The organism is Rhizobium sp. BK112 (genome assembly GCF_014193215.1).
Classification (GTDB): Bacteria; Pseudomonadota; Alphaproteobacteria; order Rhizobiales; family Rhizobiaceae; genus Rhizobium; species Rhizobium anhuiense.
The window spans coordinates 58,342-71,682 of sequence record NZ_JACHYZ010000016.1 but is presented as its reverse complement, the minus strand read 5'-3'; the positions used below and the strand labels follow the sequence as shown (position 1 = coordinate 71,682).

Below are 13,341 nucleotides of genomic sequence, written 5' to 3'. Positions count from 1 at the left end.
GAGAAAAAGTCATGGGCATGTTTGCAGATCTCGCCTTCTATCTTGTGATCATCTTTATTCTGCTCGTCGTCGTCGCATCTGCGATCAAGATCCTGCGCGAATACGAACGCGGCGTGGTTTTCACGCTTGGCCGTTTCACCGGTGTCAAGGGGCCTGGCTTGATCCTGCTCATCCCCTATGTCCAGCAGATGATGCGGGTCGACCTACGCACGCGGGTGCTCGACGTGCCCGGCCAGGATGTCATTTCGCATGACAATGTTTCGGTCCGCGTCAGCGCGGTGATCTATTTCAGGGTCGTCGATCCCGAGAGGTCGACGATCCAGGTCGAGGACTTCATGATGGCGACGAGCCAGCTCGCCCAGACCACACTGCGCTCGGTGCTCGGCAAACATGACCTCGACGAGATGCTGGCGGAACGCGACAAGCTCAACATCGACATTCAGGAAATCCTCGACGCCCAGACCGATGCCTGGGGCATCAAGGTCGCCAATGTGGAGATCAAACATGTCGACATCAACGAATCGATGATCCGCGCAATTGCCCGTCAGGCGGAAGCCGAGCGCGAGCGGCGCGCCAAGATCATCAATGCCGAAGGCGAACAGCAGGCTGCAGCCAAACTGCTTGAAGCAGCCGAAATCCTCGCCAGGCAACCCGAGGCCATGCAACTTCGTTATTTGAGTACATTGAACGTCATCGCCGGCGAAAAGACCTCGACGATCATATTTCCTTTTCCGATGGAGTTCGGCAATTTGATGCCGCCCAAACCGGACCGATGACGACGCCTGCGTTGTTTTTGCCGATGGAGCGATGGTCCTGCGGTCAAGGTGTCTTCAGCCAGATTGCTGAGGGTAGCAATGGCCGGCGCGGACAGAAGGAGAGAGAGAGAGAGAGAGAGAGAGAGAACGATCACGCTTAATAATAGTTGATAAACGACATATCTTGTCTGCATCAAAACCGATGGAGAGCAGAATGATTAGTGCCGATCTGGGAAAGCAGCTCGAAACCTATATCCAGCAACTTGTCGACACAGGTCGCTATGGCTCGAAAAGCGAAGTCCTCCGCGAAGGTGTCCGACTGGTTCAGGACCGGGAGACCCGGCTTGCCGCACTGGATGCTTCCATCATGCGCGGCATTGCCGATGCCGAGGCGGGCCGAACTAAGCCGGCGAGCGATGTCTTCGACCGACTTGAGGCAAAGTACAGTATGATGGCTGATCAGGCCGAAAAATCGGCATGATCCTTGAATTTTCCGACGAGGCGGAGAACGATTTTGAGCAGATCGCCGAACGTCGACGAAATCGAGTTGCATATCGTGCCGGTGCTCTTTGGTGCTGGGACTCGGCTGTTCGACACGATGCCCAATCAGATCACGCTTGAGCCCACCAGCATGCTCGACACGCCGCTCGCTCGGCATATCGCCTATCGCATTGTGAAGTAAGCGAACGCAACCAGCCATGTCTGATTACTAAAGCATTTGAAAAGAGATAGGTCTTGTAACAGCAAGGTCGTCGGTTCAAATCCCACGCCTTGAATAGATTCGAACCTACGACCACTGGTTGGCGACTGGGACGGAATGGATAATCAATCGGCTCCCGGCGTTGTTTGCTGCTTCGAATGAAATGGTCATGACTTGCGTACGGTACGCTAATCGCATACCATTCAGCAGTAAAATCGGAGGCTGGAAACTATGGCGACGGTCGAGAAAATTACGATTGCACTGACATCCGAAATGGCGGGCTTTGTGCGAAGCGCGGTCGATGCTGGCGAATATGCATCGACGAGTGAAGCCATCCGTGATGCCGTCCGCGAATGGAAGGAGCGACGAGATTTGCTCGGCTACACCGTCGAGGATCTGCGAGCGCTCGTACAGGAGGGCATCGAAAGCGGCCCAAGCTCCCGCACGACAATGGCAGAGGTAAAAGCTGCAGCGCTCGAGCGATTAAAATCTGCACGACACGAACGCTAACCATGCTTCCAATTATCCGAACCAATCGTGCGGACGAGGACCTGATCGAGATATGGTCCTACATAGCCATTGACAACATATCTGCGGCTGACCGTGTTCTTGACGCGATTGAAGCACGCTGGGACAATCTCGCCCGACACCCCTACTCGGGGGTTGCGCGCGACGATATCGCGCCAGGCATTCTGCATCTCGTTTCAGGTGAGTATCTGACTCTTTATCGGCTCAGTGGCAGGGCCATTGAAATCGCCCGCGTCCTGCACCGGCGCAGAAAGATTTCCTCCAAAGTGATTATATAACGGCGGGCTCGCGGTACCCCTCATATAAGATCTCGGATTGCATGCGTTTTCAGGCGTAAGCATATTTATGGAACTCTAAAGTTAAGGTTACCTTCGTTCTATGCGAGAAATAGTCGTCCAAGTATTGGGCAACCACGCCCAGATGTAAGCGACGGTTCGGCAAACTCAACCGATGCGACTTTCGGGTAAGTCAGCCATGAGCTCGCCTCGGTAAAAGAGCCCGGCCAACGCACCGGTCAGAGGCGGTGCGCGATGACCTCGAACACCTGCATGACGGGCGGCCCGGCCAGAAAGGGCGCGGTCAGTGGTCGATTGGCGGCCATGTGCGGCGATGCGCGGTGCGCCTGAAGCGCGGCATCATCCTCGTAGATTTCAACGAGCGTGTAGCTGTCAGACAGAGTGGTCGACTTGAACAGTTCGTACAGGCGGTTGCCCGGTTCGTTGGCCTGTACCGCAGCCGCCTGAACGGCGAAGGCACGTTCGAATGCTGCACCGCTGTCAGGCGTGACTGCGAGTTCGACCATCAATCCAATGATCGTAGTGCCTCCGAAGCTTTGATAAACCAAGGCCCGACCCTGAAAGGGCCGGGCGGTGGTAGTTCACTCGTGCGACACGAATTCCTGCGTGGTGATAGCGTTGGCGTAGAAGGGTGCGATCTCGGCCACGAAGTCGTCCTTTTGCTTGCGGGTATAGCCGGCCGACGCGTCGTAGATGACGTTGGTGTGGTAGCCGAGGTCGTGGGCATTGCGCATCGAAGACTCGACGCACTGGCGCAGCGAAAAGCCCGACAGGTAGATCTCGTCGATGCGGTTGTTGCGCAAGTAGCCGTCGAGCGTGGTTCCGACGAAGACGCTGCTGCCGCCGGCGCGCTCGCGAACGACATGCTCGCCTTCCGCCGGCTCGAAGCCGGGGAAGAAATCGGCCTGCTCGCCCAGGAACGCGCCATGGTCGCGCGTCATCTTACGCAGGCCGTACTTGGCCTCGCCCAGCACCTTGAAGGTCGGCTCGAACTTCAGCGCTGCGTGGATCACGTGCAGGCCGCGACGGCGGGCCTCTTCGAGGATGATCTTCGAATTGGCGATCGCGGTGTCGACCTGCTCCCGGTCCTGAAACACCGGATAAATGCCGCCGGTCGGGGAGAGCCAGTCGTTGACATATTCGATCAGGATCAGCGCGCTATTGGATGGGTCGGTCATGGTATACTCCTTGGAATTCTGGTTGTTAAGCCGCGATCATCGCGCCTTGCTGGCGCAGGTGGTCGCGAAATAGGTCGGGACAGGTGTCGATCACGGCGTTCTTGACGCTGGATCGCTCGGCAAGTGCCGCGCGCCACGCCGTCACACGTGGCAGGCCAGCAAAGATCGGGTCCGCCACTTCCGGATCGATGATCCCGAAATAGCGGAACAGCGGTGCGTAGACCGCATCGACCAGACCAAAGTTCGCCCCGGCGAAATACGGGCCGTCGCCCAGTTCCGCTTCGATCTTGCTCAGCCGATCACGGAAGGCGGCTCGCCTGGCGTCGGCGGTCGCCATGTCCTTTGCGTGAAGGAACTGCCAGCCCTCGGCAAAGGTCTGGGTGGCGAATTCGATCCAGGCGCGATGCCGTGCACGCAGCAATGCATCGTCGGGGTACATCGCCGCGCCACCCTGCGTCTCGTTCAGATATTCGCAGATAACCACGCTTTCGAAGAGGATCGCCTCCCCACCGTTCGGTTGGCGCACCTTCAGCACCGGCACCTTGCCGGTCGGCGACAGGGCCAGAAACCAGTCAGGCTTGGCCGATAGTTCGACGTTGACCCGGTCGAACGCCACCCCCTTTTCGAGGAGGACGATCGCGGCACGCTGAACGAATGGGCACAGCGGGTGGCTGACAAGAGTGAGGCTTTGCTCGGTCATGACGGTGTCTCGATGTGCTGGAATGGAGATCAGAGCGACTGGCCGCCCGACACGTCAAACGTCGTGCCGTTGGCCCAACCGAGATCATCGGACAGGATTGCGGCGACCGCGCCACCGATGTCGTCGGGCTGGCCGACGCGGCCGAGCGCGATATTACCGGCAACAAAGTCGTTGATTTGCTTGTCGTCGCGCACCCGGCCGCCGGCGAAGTCGGTGGCGATGGCGCCCGGCGCGATCGCGTTGACGCGGATCTGGCGTGCGCCCAGTTCGACCGCCATGAACTTGGTCAGCGTCTGCATCGCCGCCTTGGCGGCGCCGTAGAGGCCGTAGCCTGCCATCGTCGTGCGAACAAAACCCGAGGACACGTTGAGGATGCGCCCGCCGTCGACGATCAGCGGCAGCAGCTTCTGGGTCAGAAACAGCGGCCCGCGCAGGTGCATGTCGACCATCTGGTCGAACTGCTCCTCGCTCGCCTCGGCAACCATTGCGTAGAGGCCCTCGCCGCCGTTGTTGACCAGATAATCGAACCGGTCGGTCCCAAAGGTCGTCCTAAGCGTGTCGGTGACAGCCTGCGCGAAGCCGGAAAAGCTTGCCGTATCGGTGATGTCGAGCGCCAGCATCGCCGCCGTTCCGCCCAGGGCTTCGATCTCGTCGACCAGCGTCTGGGCTTCTGCGGCGCTGTTTCGGTAGGTACCGATGACGCCCACACCACGCTTGGCGAGATGCAGCGCCATGCTGCGACCGAGGCCGCGGCTGGCACCAGTAATGAGTGCGATCTTCTGAGACATGGCTACCTTCCTCGTGATTCTGATTATCGGATGGCACGCCGCTGGGGCGCCGCATTCGCTGCCAGTCAAATAGGCGATTGGTGAGTCCGACGCCCCGCCTAATGCTCTCAATTGCTTGCCTAATTGTCTCAAGCGCTTTGCAGATGGGAGAAATGGTGTCATACTCCTTGGCATGACCGACAACCTACAGCCGCATCGCGATATCGCGCTCCGCCACGGGCGGACCGGAATGACCCTGACGCCGATCCCGCGCCTGGAAATCGGCGTAGGACAAACGACCTCGGGAACGTCACCGTGTCTCTACCGCTCGATGATCTGCTTCATTCTGCAGGGATCGAAAGAGGTGGCCATCCACGACGACCTCCTGCGCTACGACGCGTCTCAATATCTGGTCAGCGCGCTCGATCTGCCTTTGAGCGGCCAGATCCATGACGCTGACGACGGCAGTCCTTATGTGGCGATTTCGTTAGTCCTTGATCCGGCACTTCTGGCCGAGGTCGCATCGACGATGCCGGCGGTGCGCGACGCGGACGCACCAGGCAGCGGCATCGCGATCAATCCGATGACTCCGCCGCTGCGCGACACGCTGCTGCGACTGCTGGCGTTGCTCGACACGCCTGCGGACATCCCGGCGCTCGCGCCGATGGCCGAACGCGAATTGCTTTATCGTCTCCTGCAGGGCCCGCAAGGGCGACTGTTGCGCCACATCGCCCGCCCAGAAGGCGCGATCGGCGGCATCCGCCGCGCGGTCGAATGGATCCGCGACCGCGGTAATACGCGGCTGCGGATCGAGGCTCTGTGCGAAGCTGCTGGCATGAGCCGTGCGAGCCTGCATCGCCACTTTCTCGCGCTAACTGGATTGAGCCCGATCCAGTATCAGAAGCAGATACGCCTTCAGGAGGCGCGCCAGTTGCTGCTCGCCGGCGACCATAGTGCCTCCGACGTCGCCTATGCGGTCGGCTATGAAAGCGCCTCTCAGTTCAGCCGCGAATATCTGCGGCAATTCGGGGCTCCGCCCGTCCGCGACGTTCGCCGGCTTAGGCAGTCGATCAGCGACCATACGATCAGTTAGATGGCTTCGTTGTTATTGAGCACAGGCTGTCGAGCGAATTCGGCGTTGTTCGCGCCATGGCTAGCTCAAACTGAGGTTGTAACAGTCGGGCGCAATACCTTCCGCAACGTTCCTCCGATCAGTCCAAGCTTTCCTCTCGCGGACGACACAATCTACAGCCTTCGCCAGTTTTAGGATCAGCCTGCAGCGACCGTTAATCGCTGCCAGTCCCCTCCCATTCGCCCGTTGGGATCGAGGGTGAATGCACGTCCCCAGGCCAGATGCGCCTGCATGCTCCTACGCGACTTATCGATCTCACCTTCGCGTATTGCGTCTACAATCGCCCTGTGCTGTTGCGCGTTCAAACTCAGCCGCTCGGGATGAATTCTGTGCAGGCGCCGCGAAAGCCTGTACATTTTGTCTCGCATCTGTTGCAGGGTCCGAACCATCTCGGAATTTCCATGCAGTTCGGCAAGCGTTGTATGAAAGTCCAGATCAAGCTGGTGGTAGCGGTTCGTATTGCGTGTTTCTGCGCAGATATCCTGCTCGTCCAGTATCGCGTACAGTTGTTTTAATTGATCATCCGAAAGTTTGCCTGTGAGCGAGGCGACGACATGCACCTCGATCACCATCCGCATCTCATAGAAATCCAAGATTTCACGGGCGGTGATTTCCGGGAGGCGGAGACCGCTGTTCATCACAGCCGTTAGCAATCCCTCCGCCCGAAGACGTTCGACTGCAGATCGCACGGGCGCAAGACCCAGCTTGAACCGCGATGCAAGCGTTCGTTCCGATAGGACCTCTTCAGACTCTTCGGTGAGCAGGAACTCTTTGATCGTCTGGTATGCTTCATCACGCAGCAGAACACGCTTCGGGCCGCCATCTTCATGATCGGGGCTAGAATTGTGTTTCATGCAGGTTCTCCTTCACAATCAGCCAAGCAATTTCAGTTTCGATTGCAGACGCCGCGAATGTTAGCCCCGTAAATTGAACGAACGCGCGTTCAAGAAAAGCTACCAACTGCTGACTTTAATAAGAGCACGTTTCACGATTCACAGAAAGCGACAGGACGAATTGGCGACCCCGAACCTTCCTTGATTTTTATAGGAGTGGCAACAAAGAGGCTGCGCAGAGAAAGCTGATGGAGGTTGGTGAGCATCTCAATAATCAATATGCCGTTTGGCAACCAGTGGGTGGTGTGCCCTGTCGTCTCTTGACCGACACCATCGATCACGGCCATATCGCATGCAACGGTATCGCAGCCGATCGCGCGTATGCCTCTCTCCTTGAAGTAGATGATCGCATCCTCCTGGATTCCCGGAGCGTTTTTGACAAACCAGGTACTCTGATCGTCGGTGCGCCAGAAACGCTGCATCCAGCCGAAGTTGATCAACGGAATTTCGTCCTCTCCGACCTGCACGCCTTTTTCCGCCTCGTAGGTCTTCACCATGTCCAAAGAAATCAAATCTCCTGGTTGGAGATGCTTGTCCGAAAAATCGTAGAGCACTGCGGGCGCAATAAGCACGTCTGGTGGGAAGGTATCGATTGTCACGTGCATAAGGTCATCGTGAAAATGCGCAGGCGCGTCGACGTGCGTGCCGGTATGTTCAGAAATCATCAGCAACTGGCTGTAATATCCATCGCGCGCCTTCAGTCTCGCCTTGTCGATCACGAGCGGCGGATGCATCGGCCAGTTTGGAATTCCACGCTCAAGCGTCGGCGACAAATCCACGACTCGCATGCTTCTAAGCATCGCTCCGAGCTGGGCGGCAAGACCGGACTGGTTTCCGGCATGATTCAACCGGTTGTTCACGATCGTCTCCACGTAGCGTCTTCTTCCGTGACAAGCATTTTATTCTTCCAGGTTTACCTCAGGCGCCGTGGGGCGCCTGAGGATCTGCAAGGGTTCAACCCTGTTTGGCGAACCACCAAGGAAAGTCCGTGCTAGCCTGATCGAGATTGTCCTTGGTGACATTGAAGTTCAGGATCTTGATCCAGGGCACATCCTTGAGGCCATTGTTAACCGTGGCGGAGGCTTCGATCGGTTTGCCCTGCCCCACCGCAAAGGCGGCCTTGGCAGCCTCGACGCCCATCTGGTCGAAGGCCGTGAAGTTGGACAGCGCCATCAGGCCCTGATTTATGAGTTCCTGTGCGCGTGGCTCGGCATCGACACCTGTGACGAAGACCTTGCCGCCGAGCCCTTGTGCCTGCAGGGCCTGGACGGCTCCGTAGGCAGTGCCGTCGTTGCCGCAAAGGACGGCGACGACATCGTTATTGTTCTTCGTCAGAGCGTTCTCAACCTGCGCACGCGCGCTGTCGGTCGACCAATTCTTGTTGAACTGGTCAGACACCAGCTTGATGTCCCCCTTGTCCAGAAAGGGTTTGAGCACGTTGAGGAAGCCCTGACGTGTCTCTTTGGCAACGCTGGTCGATTCCTCGCCGGCGGCGATTACATAGTTGCCCTTCGGGTGGGCGCTTACAGCGGCCTGGGCAATTTTTTCGCCCATTTCCACCGCATCACGGCCAAGGAAGCAGACAACGTCGCCCTTATTGATCAGGAAGTTGTAGTTGATAACCGGAACGCTGGCCTGCTTGGCCTTGCGGATCAGCGCGTTGGCCGCGTTCGCATTGACCGGGGTAAGGACGAGAACATCGATGCCTTGCGTGAGCATGTTCTCAACCTGGCTCGCCTGCAGCGATTCCGACGCGTTGGAGGCCTGGGCAAGGACCTCGATACCCATTTCGGCAGCCTGCTTCTCGAAGAATGCCTGGTCGGCGTTCTTCCAGCGAAGCTGATCGTAATTCGGCATGATCAAGCCGACCTTCAGTTTCTTGTCTTGAGCATGAACGGCCTTGAAGTTCACCAGCGCTGCCAGCAAACCTGCACCGGCGATGCCGAGCGTGTGCCGGCGTGTGATGCCGGACTTCTTCACTTTGTCTGTCATGTTTCTCTCTCCCAGTTTCTGTCGCACTCATCGGCGACAATTCGATAGCCAGCATGTTGTCGAAGATTGCTTCGATCAGTCTCCAAATCTTCCGCCGCGTCCGCGCATATCTGCGTAAACTGCAAAGAGAAGTACGAGACCGACGGTGATGGACTGGTAGGCAGACGGCAGGTTCATGAGGCTCATACCGTTGGACAAGCTTTCCATCAGGATTGCGCCGATGACCGCACCAGCCACGGTTCCCCTGCCACCCATGAGGCTGGTTCCGCCGATCACGGCTGCGGCGATGACGTTAAGTTCGAGCCCCTGCATTGCGCCTGGCGGCGCGCTGTCGAGACGCGCAACCAGAACAAGCCCGGCCAAACCGTAGAGCAGCCCCATGAAAGCGAATACCATCGAGACATGTGCCCGAATATTGATCCCGGCAAGCAAGGCCGCTTGGCGATTACCGCCAATGGCGTAAAGCCGTCGGCCGAACGCAGTGTAACGCAGCAGCCAGCCGGTCAGGGCGACAACCGCCAGAACGAAAACCACTGGCAGAGGCAAACCCCTGTAGCTAACGGCCACGACCATGACACCGCATGCAAAGATCCCGACCGACACCACCGGTATGCCGACGACGGAAAAAAATGACGACTTGATGCCAGCTTGCGTCCGAGCCCTCCATTCCCGCAACTGCAGCAGTGCAAAGGCGAGCCAGAAGGCCATCAAGACGACAATACTCAGCGTTGCCGACAAGGACGTGTCCGAGATCACAAGGATATCCGGGCTCGGCGATATCGTCTCGGCATTGGTGATGACGAGCGATAAGCCGCGTATGGCAAGCAGACTGCCAAGGGTCACGATGAAGGAAGGCACCTTCATCCACGCGATCCAAAAAGCGTGCCAAAGACCGATCACCAAGCCGAAGCCCAAGGTGACCACGATGGTCTGCCAAAGCGGAAGCTCGAACTGGGCCCCAGCCATTGCGGCTATCACGGCGGCGGCAGCAACGGTTGCGCCTAGAGAAAGATCGATGAAGCCCGGGATCATTATCAAGACGGCGCCGGATGTCAGCAGTGCGGTGATAGCGACCTGGCCACTCAAATTGGTAAGATTGCGGGCACTGAGAAAGAGCCCGCCAGTGAGATACTGCATCACCATCCAGACCACCATCAGAACGATGATCAGCGGCAGCAGCCGAAGCTCGCCATGAGACAACATTTCTGGCAGATTCCGGAATGTCCCTCCCTTGTTCGTAGTCGTTTGTGCCGTCACTGTTGTCCTCGCGCTCATGTTCATTGCCTGGATCCACCTGCAGCTGCTGTCATCACGTCCTCCTCCGTTGCCTCGCCCCGGGGCCATTCACGCACGATCCTCCCCTCGAGCATGGCCAACACACGGTCCGACATGCCCAGCACCTCCGGCAAATCGGTGGATACGATGATGATTGCCTTGCCCGCCGCAGCGAGGTCGTTGACAAGCGCGTAGAAATCGACGCGTGCATTGATGTCCACGCCTCGCGTCGGCTCTTCGAGTATAAAGACCTCCGGTGCGGTGAGCAGCCATTTCGCCGCAACGACCTTCTGCTGATTTCCGCCCGAAAGCTGCGAAATCGGCTGTTCTACAGACCCACACTTGACCTTGAGGCTCGTCACATACTGCTGCACGCGCTTCAGTTCGGCATAGCGATCAAGAACCCCGAAGTGCGTGAGACGACTGAGTGCGGCCAGGGTCATATTGCTCGTGATCGAGTGAGCTTCAATCAGCCCGTCGCGTTTTCTCTCGGCGGGAATGTATGCGATGCCGCTGCGAATGGCGTCTCTGGGACTTACGACGCTGACGGCACGGCCGCCGATCTCCATCCTACCCCGCACCTTCGCCTCATGGGCTCCGAAGAGCGAGCGCGTCAGGTCGAAGGCTCCGGAACCGAGCAGGCCGAATATCCCGAGGACCTCGCCTGCGCGGACATCGAGATTCAGATTTTCAACGAGATTGGCACGCCCCGGCCCGCGATTTGGAATGGTCCATTCCCGCAGAGATAATTTTGACTTGCCAGCTACGACAGCGAGCTTGGGATACATTTCCGTCAGGTCTCGCCCGACCATGGCCTGAACGACGCGACGTGGTGTATCTGATTGCCCCTGGAGGCGGAAATGATCGACGACCGCGCCGTCGCGCATCACTGTCACCGCGTTTGCGATGCGCTCGAACTCGTGGAGCCGGTGAGAGATGTAGATGGAGGTCACGCCGTGCGTATGCAGATCGGAAATCTGCTCGAACATCAGTTCGGTCTCACGCTCGGTCAGGTTCGACGTCGGCTCATCGAGGATGAGCAGTTTCACACCTTGGGTCATGGCCCGAGCGATGCTGACGAGTTGCTGCTGGTGCGTGCTCAGGTCGCCCATGCGTAGCAGCGGAGACAGGTCGAGTTTGAAGACTGCCAGCCAGCGGACCGCGTCTGCCCACAGCGTCTTCGTATCCACCATGCCCCAGCGGCGAGGTTCCCGATTGAGGAACAGGTATTCACCAACCCGCAGTTCCGGCACGACATTGAGTTCCTGTGGAACCAGAAACACGCCGTGCCTTTCAGCATCACGGATGCTGTCAAAGCGACAGCGTTCGCCTTCGATCTCGATATGTCCGTCGTAGCCGCCGATCACGCCCGACAAGATCTTCATGAGCGTTGATTTGCCAGCGCCGTTTTCGCCCGCGATCGCGTGAACATCCCCACGATTAAACGAAATGGAAACGCCTTTAAGTGCGTGCACCACGCCGAACTTTTTATCGATGCCGCAGACCCTGGCGGCAAGATTTCCGCCGTCCAAATCATCAATACTTGCTGTAGTTACCTCAGCACTCATGTCGCGGCTCCTCCTCCAACGAATGATGTACATTTGTCCGGGCAACGCCGCGAAATCGGCGTCGTCGTTGTCAGGCTTTTTCGTGCAAGTCCGGTTCGCCTGTTGGCAGCGAGGTCACAGTGCCATTAACGGCACCAGGCAGCCTCCCGCGAGGTCGCGTTCTGGTCTAATTTGCTTAGCTGCATCACATCCAGATGTGGCAGTACATCAAGCTCATTTATCAATTCAGATTTTTGTACCGGACTGAGCCACTCCTTGCTCGCCCGCGCCAATCTCCCAACATAACGATAGTGACATATTGTTGACATGTCAATGAAATGTCATTCAAAGCTCGTGGTTCAGGCCTCGTTTCTTGCTGCTCTTGACCAGGATCCTCGACCTGAAGATCGCTCTTTGAAACGCGCTGGCTGGCAGTGCGTTTCACCGGGGCGATGAGTGGGTCTAGAAGAGAAATCACGTACCCGTTCTCCTACAGGAGGCTCGTTACACCACACTCACGGCCACAGGATCGTGCACAGTGAGACCGCCGGAGCGCTTGAGAACCCAGGAAGCGACGATTGGGGCCAGAATGGCGGTAACCAGGACTGCTGTCGCAGTTTGCGCGGTGGCCGATTCTACGAAGGGCAGGAAGCGGGGATCTGCGACGGCGACGGCCATAGGCACGGCAACAGCGTTGCCGGCAGTTGTACCTGCAGCGAAGCCAATGCCGCTCTTCGAACCACGGCGCAACAAAAAGCGATAGCCGAGGTAAGTGAGCCCGCCTGTGAAAACAACGACGCCAACGCCAAGGAATAGGCCCTGAACTCCACCCGTCAGTACTGTGCCCAAGCTGATGCCGGTTCCAACGGCAAAGGACATAAAGGGGATGGTGATGCTCGGCACGCTATCGAGTACACGGGTCCACTCGCGATCGACAGCGCCGACCATCAGACCCAGAGCAAACGGGACAATCGCGGCAACGAGAGCCATGAACGGGATCTGCCCGAGGCCGGATGCGCCCAGAAAGATCATGGCGAGAAACGGACCATCATCGAAGGCGCTGGCGACATAGGCGCCTGTGTCTCGCTCGTCGCCGTACTCGCCGGCGAAAGCCAGCCACAGGGCTCCGTTACTGTTGCCCATAATCGCAAGCAAGGCCAGTATCGAGACCCCCCAGAAGCCTTCAAGCCCGAATATGAGCCCCAGAACAACGGCGATCGCCGCCGGGATAAGGGTCTTGCACAATAGCACCACGCCGGTGGTGGCAGCGGCTGCCTTGCCACTGTGGCTCCCGGTGATCTGCGCACCGGTTGCAAAGATCAGCAGTCCGATCAGAGCTAGGGCACCGTCTTTGAACAATGCTTGGGTGAAACCGCCAATCTTCAGCGCGTCTGGTGCAAATGAGTTGATCAGAACGCCCAGTATGAGCGGGATCAGCATCATCCCAGCCGGGACTTTTTGCATCGTCTTGAAGAAAGGAATTGACGAAGACCCCTGTTTGAATTGCATTTTTTCCATTAGGCACACCCCTTCTGCGCGCCCTACCTCCCAGGTATTGCACGTTGTTTTGTTGACTGT

General features: G+C 58.0%; 16 protein-coding genes. 6 read left to right on the top strand and 10 right to left on the bottom strand.

What is annotated here, in order from left to right; all coding sequences use genetic code 11:
* Positions 1-11 precede the first annotated feature (11 nt).
* The 5 genes from FHT75_RS30795 (at position 12) to FHT75_RS30775 (ending at position 2,261) form a co-directional block, all read left to right on the top strand.
* The gene (locus FHT75_RS30795; RefSeq protein ID WP_003550345.1) at positions 12-776 is read left to right on the top strand and encodes a slipin family protein; all 765 of its coding nucleotides are present in this window, start codon (positions 12-14) and stop codon (positions 774-776) included.
* Positions 777-969: 193 nt separating this feature from the next.
* The gene (locus FHT75_RS30790; protein WP_183845665.1) at positions 970-1,236 is read left to right on the top strand and encodes a type II toxin-antitoxin system ParD family antitoxin; all 267 of its coding nucleotides are present in this window, start codon (positions 970-972) and stop codon (positions 1,234-1,236) included.
* 33 nt (positions 1,237-1,269) lie between these two features.
* Positions 1,270-1,437, top strand: coding sequence for a hypothetical protein (locus FHT75_RS30785; RefSeq protein ID WP_246713324.1), 168 nt, complete (start codon positions 1,270-1,272; stop codon positions 1,435-1,437).
* Between the two features lie 249 nt (positions 1,438-1,686).
* The gene (locus tag FHT75_RS30780) at positions 1,687-1,965 is read left to right on the top strand and encodes a type II toxin-antitoxin system ParD family antitoxin (protein ID WP_131591469.1); all 279 of its coding nucleotides are present in this window, start codon (positions 1,687-1,689) and stop codon (positions 1,963-1,965) included.
* A 2-nt stretch (positions 1,966-1,967) separates the two neighbouring features.
* Complete coding sequence (locus FHT75_RS30775; RefSeq protein ID WP_183845718.1) at positions 1,968-2,261, top strand: type II toxin-antitoxin system RelE/ParE family toxin; 294 nt, start codon at positions 1,968-1,970, stop codon at positions 2,259-2,261.
* Between the two features lie 236 nt (positions 2,262-2,497).
* Here the strand turns inward: FHT75_RS30775 and FHT75_RS30770 are convergent, their stop codons facing one another.
* The 4 genes from FHT75_RS30770 to FHT75_RS30755 form a co-directional block, all read right to left on the bottom strand.
* A complete protein-coding gene (locus tag FHT75_RS30770) occupies positions 2,498-2,785 on the bottom strand; it encodes a putative quinol monooxygenase (RefSeq protein WP_210299141.1) in 288 nt (95 codons plus the stop codon).
* Positions 2,786-2,860: 75 nt separating this feature from the next.
* On the bottom strand, positions 2,861-3,457 hold the full coding sequence (locus FHT75_RS30765) for an isochorismatase family cysteine hydrolase (protein ID WP_018517415.1): 597 nt from the start codon (positions 3,455-3,457) through the stop codon (positions 2,861-2,863).
* A 25-nt stretch (positions 3,458-3,482) separates the two neighbouring features.
* Positions 3,483-4,157, bottom strand: a complete 675-nt coding sequence (locus FHT75_RS30760) for a glutathione S-transferase family protein (RefSeq protein ID WP_183845717.1) — start codon at positions 4,155-4,157, stop codon at positions 3,483-3,485.
* 29 nt (positions 4,158-4,186) lie between these two features.
* Positions 4,187-4,945, bottom strand: a complete 759-nt coding sequence (locus FHT75_RS30755) for an SDR family NAD(P)-dependent oxidoreductase (RefSeq protein WP_183845716.1) — start codon at positions 4,943-4,945, stop codon at positions 4,187-4,189.
* A 172-nt stretch (positions 4,946-5,117) separates the two neighbouring features.
* On the opposite strand from FHT75_RS30755, the gene FHT75_RS30750 reads away from it, so the two are divergent.
* Positions 5,118-6,017, top strand: a complete 900-nt coding sequence (locus FHT75_RS30750) for an AraC family transcriptional regulator (protein WP_131591283.1) — start codon at positions 5,118-5,120, stop codon at positions 6,015-6,017.
* Positions 6,018-6,193: 176 nt separating this feature from the next.
* On the opposite strand, the gene FHT75_RS30745 is transcribed toward FHT75_RS30750, so the two are convergent.
* From FHT75_RS30745 to FHT75_RS30720, 6 genes are all read right to left on the bottom strand, one after another.
* Positions 6,194-6,910 carry a GntR family transcriptional regulator gene (locus FHT75_RS30745; RefSeq protein WP_183845715.1) on the bottom strand — a complete coding sequence of 239 codons (717 nt, stop codon included), beginning with the start codon at positions 6,908-6,910 and terminating at the stop codon, positions 6,194-6,196.
* Positions 6,911-7,041: 131 nt separating this feature from the next.
* Positions 7,042-7,821 carry a cyclase family protein gene (locus FHT75_RS30740; RefSeq protein WP_183845714.1) on the bottom strand — a complete coding sequence of 260 codons (780 nt, stop codon included), beginning with the start codon at positions 7,819-7,821 and terminating at the stop codon, positions 7,042-7,044.
* An 82-nt stretch (positions 7,822-7,903) separates the two neighbouring features.
* A complete protein-coding gene (locus tag FHT75_RS30735; protein WP_183845713.1) occupies positions 7,904-8,941 on the bottom strand; it encodes a substrate-binding domain-containing protein in 1,038 nt (345 codons plus the stop codon).
* Positions 8,942-9,016: 75 nt separating this feature from the next.
* A complete protein-coding gene (locus FHT75_RS30730) occupies positions 9,017-10,222 on the bottom strand; it encodes a sugar ABC transporter permease (protein ID WP_183845712.1) in 1,206 nt (401 codons plus the stop codon).
* Positions 10,219-11,784: a sugar ABC transporter ATP-binding protein gene (locus FHT75_RS30725; RefSeq protein WP_183845711.1), complete on the bottom strand. Its 1,566-nt coding sequence runs from the start codon at positions 11,782-11,784 to the stop codon at positions 10,219-10,221. Before FHT75_RS30725 ends, FHT75_RS30730 begins: the two co-directional genes overlap by 4 nt.
* A 483-nt stretch (positions 11,785-12,267) precedes the next feature.
* A complete protein-coding gene (locus tag FHT75_RS30720) occupies positions 12,268-13,281 on the bottom strand; it encodes a 2-keto-3-deoxygluconate permease (RefSeq protein ID WP_210299140.1) in 1,014 nt (337 codons plus the stop codon).
* Positions 13,282-13,341: the final 60 nt, after the last annotated feature.

Bases quoted from the DNA above. Each gene is read 5' to 3' on its own strand.
- FHT75_RS30795 (WP_003550345.1), top strand. From the start codon at position 12: ATGGGCATGTTTGCAGATCTCGCCTTCTATCTTGTGATCATCTTTATT.
- FHT75_RS30790 (WP_183845665.1), top strand. From the start codon at position 970: ATGATTAGTGCCGATCTGGGAAAGCAGCTCGAAACCTATATCCAGCAA.
- FHT75_RS30780 (WP_131591469.1), top strand. From the start codon at position 1,687: ATGGCGACGGTCGAGAAAATTACGATTGCACTGACATCCGAAATGGCG.
- FHT75_RS30775 (WP_183845718.1), top strand. From the start codon at position 1,968: ATGCTTCCAATTATCCGAACCAATCGTGCGGACGAGGACCTGATCGAG.
- FHT75_RS30770 (WP_210299141.1), bottom strand. From the start codon at position 2,785: ATGGTCGAACTCGCAGTCACGCCTGACAGCGGTGCAGCATTCGAACGT.
- FHT75_RS30765 (WP_018517415.1), bottom strand. From the start codon at position 3,457: ATGACCGACCCATCCAATAGCGCGCTGATCCTGATCGAATATGTCAAC.
- FHT75_RS30760 (WP_183845717.1), bottom strand. From the start codon at position 4,157: ATGACCGAGCAAAGCCTCACTCTTGTCAGCCACCCGCTGTGCCCATTC.
- FHT75_RS30755 (WP_183845716.1), bottom strand. From the start codon at position 4,945: ATGTCTCAGAAGATCGCACTCATTACTGGTGCCAGCCGCGGCCTCGGT.
- FHT75_RS30750 (WP_131591283.1), top strand. From the start codon at position 5,118: ATGACCGACAACCTACAGCCGCATCGCGATATCGCGCTCCGCCACGGG.
- FHT75_RS30745 (WP_183845715.1), bottom strand. From the start codon at position 6,910: ATGAAACACAATTCTAGCCCCGATCATGAAGATGGCGGCCCGAAGCGT.
- FHT75_RS30735 (WP_183845713.1), bottom strand. From the start codon at position 8,941: ATGACAGACAAAGTGAAGAAGTCCGGCATCACACGCCGGCACACGCTC.
- FHT75_RS30730 (WP_183845712.1), bottom strand. From the start codon at position 10,222: ATGAACATGAGCGCGAGGACAACAGTGACGGCACAAACGACTACGAAC.
- FHT75_RS30725 (WP_183845711.1), bottom strand. From the start codon at position 11,784: ATGAGTGCTGAGGTAACTACAGCAAGTATTGATGATTTGGACGGCGGA.
- FHT75_RS30720 (WP_210299140.1), bottom strand. From the start codon at position 13,281: ATGGAAAAAATGCAATTCAAACAGGGGTCTTCGTCAATTCCTTTCTTC.